This is a genomic window from Enterobacter cloacae complex sp. ECL411, assembly GCF_021869665.1.
GTDB lineage: Bacteria > Pseudomonadota > Gammaproteobacteria > Enterobacterales > Enterobacteriaceae > Enterobacter > Enterobacter intestinihominis.
Genome location: NZ_CP091486.1, coordinates 2323703 through 2338442, shown reverse-complemented (window position 1 = coordinate 2338442; position 14740 = coordinate 2323703). Strand labels below are relative to the sequence as shown.

The following is a 14740-nucleotide window of genomic DNA, read 5'->3' as shown; positions in this document are numbered from 1 at the left end:
AGGCGTATACCCCATACCGGACCCCGTTTCTGTGCTGACAACTCTCATTTATCGAAGCCAGCTGAGCTTAACCTGCACCTCCGCAGCGTTAAGCGCGCTGGTTGAACAGGCCAGGATCCGTAATACGGAGCAGGGCATCTCAGGCATTCTTCTCTCCCGTGGACGTGACGTTCTGCAAATTCTCGAAGGCACGGAACAGAGCGTCGTCGCGCTTTTTAACACCATCCGTGCGGATGACCGGCATACCGGCGTGGTGGAGCTGATGCGCGATTACGGCCCGCGCAGACGTTTCGAAGACGTGGGAATGCTGCTGTTTGACCTGGATGTTCAGACCCCGAAAGCGGTTCTGGCGTCGGTTCTGCATTACAGCAAGCTGGAAAGCTATCTGACTTCTGAGGATCGGGTCTTCAAATTTATTCAGACCTTTATCACCGGCAAAACCGCTATCCCACCCGCTTCGGACTATGAGCCTGATAAATGGACGCTTTCACGAGAGCGCGCGCCGTTTGGTAAAGGGTTAGGTCTGCTGGCGGGACAGCCCTGCCAGTTTGCGCTGCAACCCATTGTCGAGCCGTCCGAAGGCAAAATCAGTTCTCTCGAAGCGCTTATACGCGGAAACGACGGCGGCAGCCCGGAGCATTTCTTCCATAGTCTCGATCGTGAACAGATTTACGAAGTCGACCTGCAAACCAAAGCCTGGACCTTTGCGCTGGCGCAAAAGCTCGGCATCGGCAGCCACAAACTGGCGGTGAACCTGCTGCCAATGTCGCTGGTTAACGTGCCGGGCGCGGTAGAGTTCCTGGTAACGCAGATCAAAAAGCACAATCTACAGCCAGAGCAGGTGATCATTGAAGTCACTGAGAACGAGATGATCTCTGGCTTCAACCAGTTTAACAGCGCCATTAAACAGCTGCGCGCGGAAGGGGTTGGGCTGGCGATAGATGATTTTGGTTCCGGCTATGCTGGTCTTTCACTGCTCACGCGGTTCCAGCCGGATAAGCTCAAAATCGACAGAGAGATCGTCAGCGATATCCACCTCAGCGGGCCCAAGCAGGCGATTGTGAAGTCGATAATCAGCTGCTGCACCGATCTGGAGATTACGCTGGTCGCAGAAGGCATTGAGAAGATAGAAGAGTGGTGCTGGCTTGAATCCGCCGGTATTCGCCGCTTCCAGGGCTTTTTGTTCGCCCGCCCGCAGCTCAATGGCGTGGGTGATATTCACTGGCCCCATCGGGTGGGTTAAGCAAATTGTCCCTCGCCATATTTCCCCTACACCCTGCCTGTGCTTAAATAGCTAAACCGGTTTAACATTATTTAGCTAAGAAGGTGATATGGAGACGATCTGGGTACTTGGCGATGCAGTGGTGGATCTGTTGCCCGACGGAGAGGGCAAACTGCTGCAATGTCCTGGCGGCGCACCGGCCAACGTTGCGGTAGGGGTAGCGCGTCTGGGAGGCAGAAGCGCCTTTATAGGCCGGGTGGGCGACGACCCCTTCGGGCGTTTTATGCAAAAAACGCTTGCGGATGAGCAGGTTAATACAGAATGGCTGCGCCTGGACCCGCAGCATCGCACCTCCACGGTGGTGGTGGATCTCGATGACGACGGGGAACGTTCCTTTACCTTTATGGTTCGCCCGAGCGCTGATTTATTCCTCGACTCTGCCGATCTCCCGCCATTCCGCGCCGGGGAGTGGCTGCACGTCTGCTCTATCGCGCTCAGCGCCGAACCCAGCCGTTCCGCGACGTTTCAGGCGATGTCCGCTATCAGACTGGCGGGGGGATTCGTCAGCTTTGACCCCAATATCCGCGCCGATCTCTGGCACGATGAAGTCGAGCTGCGCCAGTGTCTTGAGCGGGCATTAGCCTGTGCAGATGTGGTGAAAATCTCGGTGGAAGAGCTGGCGTTCTTGACCGGAAATGCGCAGGTCCATGAGGGGCTGGCGGCGCTGATGCGCACCTGTCCGGCCAGGCTGGTGCTGGTGACGCAGGGAAAAGAGGGCGTCACCGCCTGGCAAAAAGGTGCCTTGACGCACTATCCTGCATCACCCGTGGAATGCATTGATACCACCGGTGCGGGGGATGCTTTCGTCGCCGGGCTGCTGTTCGGTCTGGCACGTCATGGCCAGGCCCGTCTCTCAGAGGTCATCACGTTAGCGCAGCGCTGCGGAGCGCTGGCGACAACCGCAAAAGGGGCAATGACAGCGCTGCCTTATCATCACGAACTGTAATTCACGTCGCCAGGCCTCCGGTCGGGGGCCTGAATTGTCGCCTCGATCACACTTACTAAAACGGTTTAGCAAAAAACGTTGCCGATTCAAAATTCAACGGTTTAGTATCACTCACCTAAACCGGTTTAGCAATTTAGCACTTTTACCGATAGTTATTAGGGATGCGACAAAATGTATAAAAAACGCAGACTTGCCGTGATGATAAGCATGCTGGCCGGCAGTACCTCTGTTTTTGCCCAGATGGATATGACCCGTATCGAAGCGCGCCTGGCGGCGCTGGAGCAGCGTTTGCAGGAGGCGGAAACCCGTGCGCAGGTTGCTGAAAAACGCGCCACGGCAGCGGAACAGAAAACGCAGCAACTGGTGGCTGCGCAGCAGGAAGCGCAAACCTCCACACAGGCGGTGGCGCAACGTACCACGGCGCTGGAAGAGAAAGCCGATCGGACAGGCGGTTTTGAGTTTCACGGTTACGCCCGTTCCGGGCTGCTGATGAACGACGCGGCCTCAAGCAGCAAAAGCGGTCCTTATCTGACACCCGCAGGGGAAACGGGTGGGGCCATCGGGCGTCTGGGGAACGAAGCGGATACCTACGTTGAGCTGAATGTTGAGCACAAACAGACGCTAGAAAATGGCGCGACGACGCGCTTTAAGGCGATGCTGGCCGACGGTCAGAAAACCTATAACGACTGGTCGGCAGACAGCAGCGACCTGAACATTCGTCAGGCCTTTGCCGAGCTGGGCACTTTGCCGGACGTTACCGGCGCGCTGAAAGGCAGCACCTTCTGGGCGGGTAAGCGTTTTGACCGCGACAACTTCGACATTCACTGGCTGGATTCCGACGTGGTATTTCTCGCCGGGACCGGCGGCGGCGTCTACGACGTGAAGTGGAACGATACGCTGCGCAGTAACTTCTCCCTTTATGGCCGTAATTTCGGCAGCGAAGAGGAGATCGACAACAACGTCCAGAACTACATCTTAAGCATGAACCACTTCGCCGGGCCGGTGCAGTTGATGGTCAGCGGCTTACGGGCAAAAGATAATGACGACCGTAAGGACAGCAACGGCGATCCGATTAAAACCGACGCGGCCAATAACGGGGTACATGCGCTGGTTGGTCTGCATAACGAGAGCTTCTACGGCCTGCGGGAAGGTTCCGCCAAAACGGCGCTGCTTTACGGCCACGGTCTGGGCGCCGAGGTGAAAAGCATTGGTGCAGACGGCGCATTGCTGTCAGAAGCCGATACCTGGCGTTTTGCAAGTTACGGTGTCACGCCGCTGGGCGGTGGCTGGCACTTTGCGCCCGCCGTACTCGCGCAAAGCAGTAAGGACCGCTACGTGAAGGGCGACAGCTATGAGTGGGTCACGCTCAATACGCGTCTGATCAAAGAGGTGACCCAGAATTTCGCCCTCGCGTTCGAGGGCAGCTATCAGTACATGGATTTAAACCCGGAAGGCTACAAGGATCGCAATGCGGTTAACGGTAGCTTCTACAAGTTGACCTTTGCCCCGACGTTAAAGGCGGGCAAGATTGGCGATTTCTTCAGCCGTCCGGAGCTGCGCCTGTTCGCCACCTGGATGGACTGGAGCAGCAAGCTGGATAACTACGCCAGCGATGACGCCTTTGGCAGCAGCGGCTTCAACGCGGGTGGGGAATGGAACTTTGGGGTGCAGATGGAAACCTGGTTTTAACCCTTCACGCTCCCGCATTGCGGGGGCGTTTCGAACATCATAAAAAGAGGTCAGGAAGAGGTATCTATGGATTTTAATCATATTGCGCGCGAGCTGATTCCGCTGCTCGGTGGCAAAGAGAACATTGCCAGCGCGGCACATTGCGCCACGCGCCTTCGTCTGGTGCTGGTCGATGATGCGCTTGCCGACCAGCAGGCTATCGGCAAGGTTGAAGGCGTGAAAGGCTGTTTTCGAAATGCCGGGCAGATGCAGGTGATCTTCGGCACAGGGGTGGTGAATAAGGTTTACACCGCGTTTATTCAGGCGGCAGGGATTAGCGAGTCCAGTAAATCGGAAGCGGCGGATATTGCAGCCCGCAAGCTGAACCCGTTCCAGCGCATCGCGCGTCTGCTCTCCAACATCTTCGTGCCGATTATTCCGGCGATCGTGGCCTCGGGTCTGCTGATGGGCCTGCTCGGGATGGTTAAAACCTACGGCTGGGTTAATCCGGATAACGCGCTCTATATCATGTTGGATATGTGCAGCTCGGCGGCGTTTATTATTCTGCCGATCCTGATTGGCTTCACCGCCGCGCGGGAGTTTGGCGGCAACCCGTATCTGGGCGCAACGCTCGGCGGCATCCTGACTCATCCGGCGCTGACCAACGCCTGGGGCGTAGCGTCCGGCTTCCACACCATGAACTTCTTCGGTCTTGAAATCGCCATGATTGGCTATCAGGGAACCGTCTTCCCGGTGCTGCTGGCAGTGTGGTTTATGAGCATTGTGGAAAAACAGCTTCGCCGGGCGATCCCGGATGCGTTAGATCTGATCCTGACGCCGTTCCTGACCGTCATTATCTCCGGCTTTATCGCGCTGTTGATTATTGGCCCGGCGGGACGCGCGCTGGGCGACGGGATCTCCTTTATTCTTAGCACCCTGATTGCCCACGCGGGCTGGCTGGCCGGGCTGTTGTTTGGTGGGCTCTATTCGGTGATTGTCATTACCGGCATTCACCACAGCTTCCACGCTATTGAGGCCGGACTGCTGGGTAACCCGTCGATTGGCGTGAACTTCCTGCTGCCGATCTGGGCGATGGCGAACGTGGCGCAGGGCGGGGCGTGTCTGGCGGTGTGGTTCAAAACCCGCGATGCCAAAATCAAAGCCATTACCTTACCGTCGGCGTTTTCCGCGATGCTGGGCATCACCGAAGCGGCAATTTTTGGCATCAACCTGCGTTTCGTGAAGCCGTTTATCGCGGCGCTGATCGGTGGTGCGGCGGGCGGTGCCTGGGTGGTGTCGGTGCATGTCTACATGACCGCCGTTGGCCTGACGGCGCTTCCCGGTATGGCGATCGTTCAGGCCAGCTCGCTGCTCAACTATATTATCGGCATGGTGATTGCCTTTGGCGTGGCGTTCACCGTCTCTCTGCTGCTGAAATATAAGACGGACTCTGAATAATGACCTTACCTTCCCGCTGGCCTGCCGTGTTGCAGGCCGTTATGCAAGGCCAGCCGCGTGCGCTGGCGGACAGCCACTATCCGCAGTGGCATCCCGCACCGGTGACAGGGCTGATGAACGATCCGAACGGCTTTCTCTGGTTTGCCGAACGTTACCATCTGTTTTATCAGTGGAACCCGCTGGGCTGCGATCATCGCTACAAGTGCTGGGGACACTGGAGCTCAGCAGATCTGGTGCACTGGCAGCACGAGCCAATGGCGCTGATGCCTGACGAAGAGTATGACCGCAATGGCTGTTACTCCGGCAGCGCCGTGGATAACAACGGCGTGCTGACCCTGTGCTATACCGGCAACGTTAAGTTTGACGATGGCGGCCGCACCGCCTGGCAGTGTCTGGCGGTGCAAAATGACGACGGCACGTTTGCCAAACTGGGACCGGTGTTGCCCCTGCCGGACGGGTATACCGGGCACGTCCGCGACCCGAAAGTGTGGCGCCATGACGGGCAGTGGTACATGGTGCTCGGGGCGCAGGATCAGCATAAGCGCGGCAAGGTGCTGCTGTTTACGTCAGCCGATTTGCACACCTGGGCGTCCTGCGGCGAAATCGCTGGTCACGGCGTCAACGGACTCACGGACGCGGGCTATATGTGGGAGTGCCCGGATCTGTTTGCGCTTGATGGCACACACGTCTTGATCTGCTGCCCACAGGGGCTGGCGCGCGAACCGCATCGCTATCTCAACACCTATCCGGCCGTCTGGATGAGTGGGGCATTTGATTATCAAACGCCTGCATTTGCGCACGACGAATTGCATGAGCTTGATGCCGGTTTCGAATTTTACGCGCCGCAAACCACGGTGGCAGAAGATGGCCGCCGCATCCTCATCGGCTGGATGGGCGTGCCGGACGGCGAAGAGATGCTCCAGCCTACACGGGGGCACGGCTGGATCCACCAGATGACCTGTCCGCGCGAGCTGCGCTACCGCGACGGTAAGCTCTGGCAAACGCCGGTCCGTGAGCTGGAAACGCTGCGCGAGGATGAACATCACTGGCAGGGACGCGCCAGCGATGCCCCGGTGCTGGAGGGAACCCGTCTTGAGTTCGAACTGAGCGCATCGTGCGTAAAAGTGGATTTTGCCGGCGCGTTGCGGCTGATTGTGGATGATGCGGGGATCCGTCTGGAACGCGCCAGCCTGGAAACCGGAGAGACGTTGACCCGCTACTGGCAGGGCTCTGTTCATCATTTACGCGTGCTGTGTGACCGTTCCAGCGTCGAAATTTTCATCAATCACGGTGAAGGCGTCATGAGCAGCCGCTATTTTCCTGACCATCCGGCCCAGGTTCGCTTCGAAGGTGCGTCCGACATCACATTACGCTACTGGTCGCTGCGCAGCTGCATGATAGAATAGGGGTTTTGGCAGCCGGATCTAAGTCGTTGTGAGAAAAACAAAACGCGTCACCATTAAAGATATCGCGGAGCTGGCGGGGGTATCAAAAGCCACCGCCAGTCTGGTTCTGAACGGCCGCAGCAAAGAGCTTAGGGTGGCGGAGGAGACACGCGAGCGTGTGCTGGCGATTGCCAAAGAACATCATTATCAGCCCAGTATTCACGCCCGTTCGCTGCGGGACAACCGCAGCCACACCATTGGTCTGGTGGTGCCGGAAATCACCAACTACGGGTTTGCCGTTTTTTCTCATGAGCTGGAGACCCTCTGCCGCGAGGCGGGTGTTCAGCTGCTGATCTCCTGTAGCGATGAAAATCCGGGCCAGGAGACGGTGGTGGTCAATAACATGGTGGCCCGCCAGGTGGACGGGCTGATTGTCGCCTCCAGCATGCTCAACGACGCGGATTATCAAAAGCTGAGCGAGCAGTTGCCCGTTGTGCTCTTTGACCGTCATATGAACGACAGTTCTCTGCCGCTGGTCCTCACCGATTCAATTACCCCGACCGCCACGCTGGTGGCCGACATTGCGCGCCAGCATCCGGATGAGTTCTACTTCCTCGGCGGCCAACCGCGGCTTTCCCCGACGCGTGACCGTCTGGAAGGGTTTAAGCAGGGGCTGCGTGACGCTGGCGTCGAGTTACGTCCGGAGTGGATTATTCATGGTAATTACCATCCGAGCTCCGGCTACGAAATGTTTGCCGAACTTTGCGCGCGCCTGGGCCGCCCGCCAAAAGCCCTTTTTACCGCCGCCTGCGGTCTGCTGGAAGGGGTGTTGCGCTATATGGGGCAACATAATCTGCTGCAAAGCGATATGCGTCTGGCCAGCTTTGACGATCACTATCTCTATGATTCTCTGACCATTCCTGTCGATACCGTTCGTCAGGATAACCGCCAGCTCGCCTGGCACTGCTTTGATCTGATTGGCAAACTGATTGAAGGGGAAACGCCGGAGCCGATCCAGCGTAAACTGGATGCCACACTGCAACGGCGGTACAAGGCCGTGGAGTGACAGGGTAACGTCTGAAGGATATATCAATAACTTTAATTAATTAAAGATCGGATTCAGCCGATAACCAAAGGGAAATTATATCCCTGAGGTGTGTTATGTCGTTGAAAAAATCATCCCTGATTATCCTGTTTTCCCTGCTTTTCTTCTTTGTGGCCAGCACTATCACCAGCGTTGGGCTCATCATTAAAAGTAATACTTCGCTGGATAATGTGAACAAAGAAATTCAGGTGGTCCTGTCCATTATTGATCCCATTAACCATAGCCGAACCCTGCGCGTCAGGGTTATGGAGTATGTAAAAATGGTGGAAGCGGGGGACGCCACCGACTCGTCTGCGAAACTGGCCTCGGTTAAAGAGGCGCTGACCAAAGCCGATAGTGCATTTTCGGCGTTTATGGCCTCGCCGCGTTTACAGGACGAAGCCCCGCTGGTCACTGCCTACCAGGAGGCGTGGCAAAACTACCGTAACCAGGGACTGGCACCACTGATTGCCGCTGCCGCCGCTCACGATGTGTCGCGGTTCAACGCTCTTATTCCCGTGGTGTCTCAACTCGATCGCCAATATGAAATTGTGCTCGATCAGGTTCTCTCCGTTCACCAGAAGTACGCCAAAACGCTGAACGAGGATGCGAGCCATAATTTTGTGTCGGGTCTGGTTATTATCACCTGCATTGCGGTGCTGTTCGTGGTGGTGATCCTCGTCGTCAGCCTGCTGATGAAACGCGTGGTCTTTGCGCCAGTTAACCTGGCGCGCGAGCACTGTCGACAGATTGCGGCCGGGAAGCTGGACGTACCGGTACCCATCAAGCGTGATTCCGGGAATGAAATCGATCACCTGATGTCCTCGATGGAGCAGATGCGCCAGGCGCTGCTCTCCACCATTTCTCAGGTGCGCGATGCCAGCCACACCGTAACGCATGCGGCGCAGGAAATTGCTTCCGGCAATATCGACCTGGCCTCCCGTACCGAGCAACAGGCTTCTGCCCTGACCCAGACGGCCGCCAGCATGGAAGAGCTGAGCGCGACGGTGGCGAATAACACCGATAACGTGTTCCAGGCCGGTAAGCTGGTGCAGGATGCCGTGAAAAATGCCCATACCGGTGAAGCGGTAACCCGTGAAGTCATCGAAACGATGAATACTATCGCGTCCAATTCGAAGCGTATTGAGGACATCACCAGCGTCATCAACAGCATTGCTTTCCAGACTAATATTCTGGCGCTAAACGCGGCCGTTGAAGCGGCGCGTGCTGGCACGCAGGGGCGAGGATTTGCCGTGGTGGCAAGTGAAGTGCGCACCCTGGCCCAGAAAAGCGCGGTGGCGGCGAAGGATATCGAAAGCCTTATCGCCCAGTCTGTTTCCAGCGTGAAAAACGGTGCGGAACTGGTGAATCGTTCGGGAGAGGTGATTGATTCTATTATCAGCTCTGTGAATAAAGTGCATACGCTGATGGAACAGATTTCGGTTGCCTCAGAAGAGCAGAGCCGTGGAATTGGTCAGGTTGGGCAGGCCGTAACGGAGATGGACGGTGTGACCCAGCAGAACGCGGCGCTGGTGCAGCAATCCGCCGCAGCCGCGGCCTCGCTGGAGGAGCAGGCGCAGCAGCTGTCGCAGAGTATTTCGAGTTTTCGTCTGCCGGCAATTGCGTGATTAAATGAGGAAGGCTCCTGTTGGAGCCTTTTTTTAATGTCTGCATGCAGCCGCTGCACAATCTCCTTCAGCCATTACTGTTATCCGTACAAAGCCGCTATCACATAAATTTTATCTTTCCCCGGCAATATTTCTGTTCTTCATCCGTCTACCTCATCAGAGACCATAATCATTCAACATAAACGAGGTACACATGAGAAATTTTGATATGCACGGAAAAGGTCACGGACGTGGTTTGGGCCGCCATCGTATGTACAAGGGCATCGTGATAGGCGCAGTCCTGTTCGTGGTGCTTGGCCTGCTGGTCATGTCCCTGTGGAACGCGTTGCTCCCGGCCATCCTGGGGGTTAAAGCCATTGGCTTCTGGCAGGCGCTGGGGATCCTGCTGCTGAGCCGCATTCTTTTCGGTGGGCTGGGTTTCCGTCCCGGTATGTTCGGTGCGCACCGCCGTATGCACGAACAATGGATGAATATGACCCCCGAACAACGTGAGGCCTTCATTCAGCAGCGTCGGGCAGGATTTGGTCGTCACGGTCATTGCCGGTGGCACGATGACCGGGATGAGAAGCGAGATGATAACGCTGCGAAAGCGCCGGAAGCCGAGTGAGCGATATGAAAGCCGGTGACGCGGGGGAATCATTACTGATCTCGGCACTCAATGCCTGCCGCGCACGGCTAAAAGCCTTCATTCGCGGACGGACTGCGGTTCGTGATGATGTCGATGATATTCTTCAGGAAGTGACCTGGCAGTTGATGAAAGTGGAACAACCGGTCGAGAACGTCGCCGCCTGGCTGTTTCGCGCCGCGCGGAATGAGATGATCGACCGGGCGCGAAAAAAGCATGAGGTTTCACTGCCGGGGTACCTGACGGCAGATGATGAGGACTTTCCGGAGCAGGAGATTGCAGAAACGTTATTCGGCGTACCGCAAACGCCGGAGGAGGAGTATCTCAACATGCTGCTGTGGGAAGAGTTGGGGCAAGCCCTGTCGGAACTGCCGCCACCACAGCGCGAGGTGTTTGAAAAAACGGAATTTGAAGGATACACCATGAAGGCGCTGGCGGAGGAAACGGGCGACAGCGTGCAGGCGTTATTATCCCGCAAACACAAAGCTGTGCGATTTTTGCGTAGTCGCCTCAAGGATATTTATGAAGCGTTGACAGGGCAATAAAGTTCGACCACTCTGAAAAACAATATCTTAGAGGGGTCGTTATGCTTCAACTGTTAGCAAAGAAAAAGATGCTGTTACTCTCTGCTCTGCTGGTTTCAGGGCTGGTCAGGGCAGAGGAGTCGCTTCCGGATGTGGTGAAGCACTTCAGTGAGCAGCAGGATATCAAAATCATTAAGAAAATTGATGCCCCCGGCGGCGCGCCAGCGTGGCTGGGGCAGTATCAGGACATGGGCGTGACGCTCTTTCTGACCCCTGACGGAAAGCACGTGGTGTCTGGCTATCTGTATGATGAGAAGGGAACCAACATCAGCGAGGCCTTTTTCCAGAAAGAGATCTACGCCCCGATGGGCCGCGAGATGTGGAAAAAGCTCAATGCGGCGCATCCGCTGAAAGAGGGCGCGGAGAGCGCCCCGCGCAAAGTCTTTGTTTTTGCCGACCCGTTCTGCCCGTACTGCAAGCAGTTCTGGGCTGAAGCGCAGCCGTGGGTGAAGGCCGGCAAGGTCCAGCTCAACACGCTGCTGGTTGCGTTTCTTAACCCGAACAGCGGGCGTAACGCCTCCGCGATCCTGAATGCCAAAGATCCGGTGTCGGCCTGGAAAGAGTACGAGCTGTCCGGCGGTAAAAAGCTGCCTAAACCTGAAGGGGCGGCTTCACGGGAAACCGTTGAGATCCTGCAAAATCACCAGACGCTTATGGACAGTCTCGGCGCAAATGCCACACCGGCTATTTATTACCTGAATGAGCAAAACGAACTGCAGCAGGTCGTGGGCATGCCAGACGCAAAACAGCTTGAGGCGATGTTCGGGCCGAAGCCGTAAAAAAAGGCAGAAACAGGACGTTTCTGCCTTTTGTCAGTCAACTACCCCAGCGCCCCCGGAGGTAATTTACGGCTTCCTGCGTCTGCGGCTGGTTAAGATAGTCTTCACGGAACAGGATGGTGCCTTTTACGTCTGGCAGTGAATCGTTGAGGTCGAGCTGTTTTTTCAGCTCCGGTACGCCGCCGTTCACCGTCCAGTCCGGTTCGTTTCTGGAAGGCGCGCCCACTTTGTAGAACGCGATCCCGATATACAGGCGGGTATGGGTCGGTTTCACCACGTCAGCCCACCATTTTGTCAGCACATCGTATCGTGCCGCGTCGCGGGCGAAGGGCCAGTAGATCTGCGGCGCAATGTAATCCAGTAAACCCTGCTGTACCCACTTACGCGTGTCAGCGTAGGATTCATCGTAGGCTGCGGCACCGCGCGTGTCCGATCCTGCCGGGTCGAAGGAGCGGTTGCGCCATACACCCGCCGGGCTGACGCCAAATTCAACCTCAGGCTTTGCCTGCTTGATCGCCCTTGATACCTGCACAATCAGCTGCTGCGTATTGTGCCGACGCCAGTCAGCTTTCGACGCAAATCCCTCGCCGTAGCGCCTGAAGGTCCAGGCATCGTTCAGGGTTGAGCCCGGCGTCTCGGTGTAAAAATAGTCATCGAACTGAACGCCGTCGACAGGGTAGCGATTCACCACTTCCATCACCACCTGGGTTATCCAGTCCCGCACCTCGGGAATGCCCGGGTCGAGAACAAAACGATCCCCCGATGTGCGGAGCCACTCCGGATGCTGGACGTAGACGCTGGAGGGATGAAGCGACGAGGTACGGTTAAGCGCCGCGATGGTCGACGGCTTCGTGTTGGTGGAGACGCGGTAAGGGTTGAACCAGGCGTGAACCTTCATCCCGCGCTTGTGCGCTTCATCCAGCATAAACTGGAGCGGATCGTAACCGGGGTCTTCCCCGATAGTCCCGGTCAGGGTATCTGACCACGGCAGTATTTCAGAGGCCCACAGCGCCGTACTGTCCGGTTTTACCTGAAAGAAGACGGTGTTGATCCCAAGCTTTTTCAGCTTATCGAGCTTGTCGGTCAGCGCCTTCTGTTGCTGGGCGATACGCTGGTCCGCGCTGCGGCCATTCACTGATGACACGGGGGGCCAGTCGAGACGGGAGACGGTCGCCAGCCAGATCCCGCGCATGGGTTCGTTAGTCTGCTGTACAGGTTTCGCCTGCGGCAGCGGGGTAACGAGTGATTTGGGTGGTTTGGAAGTGCAACTTACCAGTAAAAGCGCGCAGCCAAGCAGCGCGCCAGTCCGTTTTACGTGTCGCATCATTTGCGTGTTAGCTCCTGGGTGTCCGGCCATCCGTCCAGGGATTAAACGCCGGTTCGTCCTGTTCCTCGTTACCGTCATCGTGAAGGGAGTCGAGGTAGAGGGCTTCAACTTCCGCCCGCGCCCATGGGGTCCGGCGCAGGAACTTCAGACTCGATTTAACACTCGGGTCCTTGCGAAAACAGTTGATTTTGATTCGGTTGCCCAGTTCATTCCAGCCATATCGCGCAACCAGCGCGTTAACCTGCATTTCAAGCGTTACGCCATGCAAAGGATCGTTGGAAATAGGTGCTGTCATAGGCGTCCGGTAGTCTCATTTTTTATGGGGATGTGATAAACGCTCAAAGGTTACAAGAAAGCAGGGGACGCGGCAATTTCAGCGTGAGGTTCTTCACCCGTAAAGGGTGAAGAGGATTTCCGGTTAATACTATTTTTTAAACAGTTCAGGTGCCCACGGCGTCGGGTCTACCTCCATAAAGGGTGCACGCTCAAAGCGGGACTTCAGCGCCCAGGGCACCGTACAGTCGAAAATCGTTTTGCAGGTGATCCCGTTGCCACGAATGGAGGGACTGTAATCCGGTGCCTGAGACGGATCGAGCTGGTGACCGCGGATCCCCGGCAGATGGGTGATACTGACATCGCCCTGCATACGGGTCGTCATCGCCCACAAAATGTCGTCGCTGTCGAAAATATCCACGTCTTCGTCGACGAGAATAATATTTTTAAGCTCGGAATAGATGGCTAACGCGATGAGGGCCGCCTGACCCTGACGCCCTTCGTCAGAAGGCTGGCGTTTTTTAACCTGCAATACCCCAAGGAATTTGCCCCCGCCAGCGGTATGCGCATAGACGTTTTGCAGGAAACCGGGGATGGCTTCTTCCACCGCATTCCGGATGCTGGCCTCCGTTGGCAAACCGGCCAGCGTGGTGTGCTCTTCGCCCGGTCCTACCAGGGTTTGCAGGATCGCCTGATGACGCATCGTGACGGCCTTCACTTTGATTACCGGTAAGGAGGGGTTAGCCTCCCCGCAGTAGCCGGGAAATTCCGGCATCGCGTGCCCGGTGTGGGTATGCTGATCTTCTTCTACGCGCACGCCCGGCAGCAGTTCGCCTTCGATGATTATTTCCGCACGCGCAATCGCTTTTTCCTGTACGGCCACACCCTGCACCAGCTCGACGGGGGCCTGACGTAACGCGCCGGCGACACCCAGCTCGTTGTAGCCGAAGGGCGTAGTAGGGGCTTCGAAACAAGCGCCAATATAGATAGCGGGATCGAGACCCATATTGATCGTGACCGGCAAGGGTTTGCCCGCCTCTTCGGCTTTCTTACGGAACACTTCAATATGGCGGCCCGCGGCAAGGAACATGGAGAGCTCATCGCGCTCCTGAACGCAAAGACGGTGAATAGTGACATCGGTCAGCGAGGCGTCTTCCGGATCGCTTGCCAGCACCAGCCCCAGACAGAAGAACGGACCGGCATCTATCGGCGTGTTGGTCGGTGCCGGAAGCAATTTACGCAGATCGAAGTCCGGATCGTCGGCATAAAACACCTGCTCCTGACACGGCGCCTGGTCCGCCGGGACGACAACGGGAGCAATCGGGTTTTTCACCGCCTGGCCGACATGTTTTGCCAGTTCAGAGGGCTCGCAGCCCAACAGGAGCGCCGCCCGCTCGCGGCTGGCGTGCATACCGACCAGAATACGGGAGTCGGGATACCCCTTAATAGCGTTAAACATCATGGCCGGGCCGATGCGCGTCGGACGTTTTACCGTGCCGCCAGCACTAATGTGCCGGTACACACCCGCCAGCTCCGCGTCAGGATCGACCGGATGGTTGGTTTCAAGGTATTGACCTTCATGGCGTTTGAGCAGTTCGATAGCACTTCTGAGATCGTTGATGTGGTTTTCCATATTTTCCCCCTCGGATGATTGCATCCATTCTTAACCGGACGAAGAGGGCTATCAATTGCATCATTTGT

General features: G+C 56.7%; 13 protein-coding genes. 10 read left to right on the top strand and 3 right to left on the bottom strand.

Annotated features, from left to right (window positions below):
• Positions 1–31: 31 nt before the first annotated feature.
• The 10 genes from L3069_RS11160 to dsbG all read left to right on the top strand — a co-directional run bounded on the left by L3069_RS11160 (position 32) and on the right by dsbG (position 11439).
• Positions 32–1243, top strand: coding sequence for a diguanylate phosphodiesterase (locus L3069_RS11160; protein WP_063135839.1), 1212 nt, complete (start codon positions 32–34; stop codon positions 1241–1243).
• 88 nt (positions 1244–1331) lie between these two features.
• Positions 1332–2228, top strand: coding sequence for an aminoimidazole riboside kinase (locus L3069_RS11155; RefSeq protein ID WP_038416085.1), 897 nt, complete (start codon positions 1332–1334; stop codon positions 2226–2228).
• A gap of 171 nt (positions 2229–2399) precedes the next feature.
• Positions 2400–3917 carry a carbohydrate porin gene (locus L3069_RS11150; RefSeq protein ID WP_100167655.1) on the top strand — a complete coding sequence of 506 codons (1518 nt, stop codon included), beginning with the start codon at positions 2400–2402 and terminating at the stop codon, positions 3915–3917.
• Between the two features lie 66 nt (positions 3918–3983).
• Positions 3984–5354 (top strand): sucrose-specific PTS transporter subunit IIBC, encoded by a 1371-nt coding sequence (locus L3069_RS11145; RefSeq protein ID WP_038416083.1) that lies wholly within the window; start codon positions 3984–3986, stop codon positions 5352–5354.
• The gene (locus L3069_RS11140) at positions 5354–6760 is read left to right on the top strand and encodes a sucrose-6-phosphate hydrolase (protein WP_100167656.1); all 1407 of its coding nucleotides are present in this window, start codon (positions 5354–5356) and stop codon (positions 6758–6760) included. The genes L3069_RS11145 and L3069_RS11140 overlap by 1 nt, the downstream gene beginning before the upstream one ends.
• 28 nt (positions 6761–6788) lie before the next feature.
• Positions 6789–7805: a LacI family DNA-binding transcriptional regulator gene (locus L3069_RS11135; protein ID WP_017693400.1), complete on the top strand. Its 1017-nt coding sequence runs from the start codon at positions 6789–6791 to the stop codon at positions 7803–7805.
• Between the two features lie 95 nt (positions 7806–7900).
• Entirely contained in the window at positions 7901–9451 is a 1551-nt protein-coding gene (locus L3069_RS11130) for a methyl-accepting chemotaxis protein (RefSeq protein WP_038416081.1), read from the top strand.
• A gap of 193 nt (positions 9452–9644) precedes the next feature.
• Complete coding sequence (locus tag L3069_RS11125) at positions 9645–10058, top strand: hypothetical protein (protein ID WP_038416080.1); 414 nt, start codon at positions 9645–9647, stop codon at positions 10056–10058.
• Between the two features lie 5 nt (positions 10059–10063).
• The gene (locus tag L3069_RS11120; protein ID WP_023300150.1) at positions 10064–10621 is read left to right on the top strand and encodes an RNA polymerase sigma factor; all 558 of its coding nucleotides are present in this window, start codon (positions 10064–10066) and stop codon (positions 10619–10621) included.
• A 41-nt stretch (positions 10622–10662) separates the two neighbouring features.
• Entirely contained in the window at positions 10663–11439 is a 777-nt protein-coding gene (gene dsbG, locus L3069_RS11115) for a thiol:disulfide interchange protein DsbG (protein WP_038416079.1), read from the top strand.
• Between the two features lie 37 nt (positions 11440–11476).
• On the opposite strand, the gene L3069_RS11110 is transcribed toward dsbG, so the two are convergent.
• The 3 genes from L3069_RS11110 to L3069_RS11100 form a co-directional block, all read right to left on the bottom strand.
• A complete protein-coding gene (locus L3069_RS11110) occupies positions 11477–12766 on the bottom strand; it encodes a glycoside hydrolase family 10 protein (RefSeq protein ID WP_038416078.1) in 1290 nt (429 codons plus the stop codon).
• A gap of 7 nt (positions 12767–12773) precedes the next feature.
• Complete coding sequence (locus L3069_RS11105) at positions 12774–13061, bottom strand: VF530 family DNA-binding protein (protein ID WP_022648167.1); 288 nt, start codon at positions 13059–13061, stop codon at positions 12774–12776.
• 129 nt (positions 13062–13190) lie between these two features.
• The gene (locus L3069_RS11100) at positions 13191–14672 is read right to left on the bottom strand and encodes a UbiD family decarboxylase (protein WP_038416077.1); all 1482 of its coding nucleotides are present in this window, start codon (positions 14670–14672) and stop codon (positions 13191–13193) included.
• Positions 14673–14740: the final 68 nt, after the last annotated feature.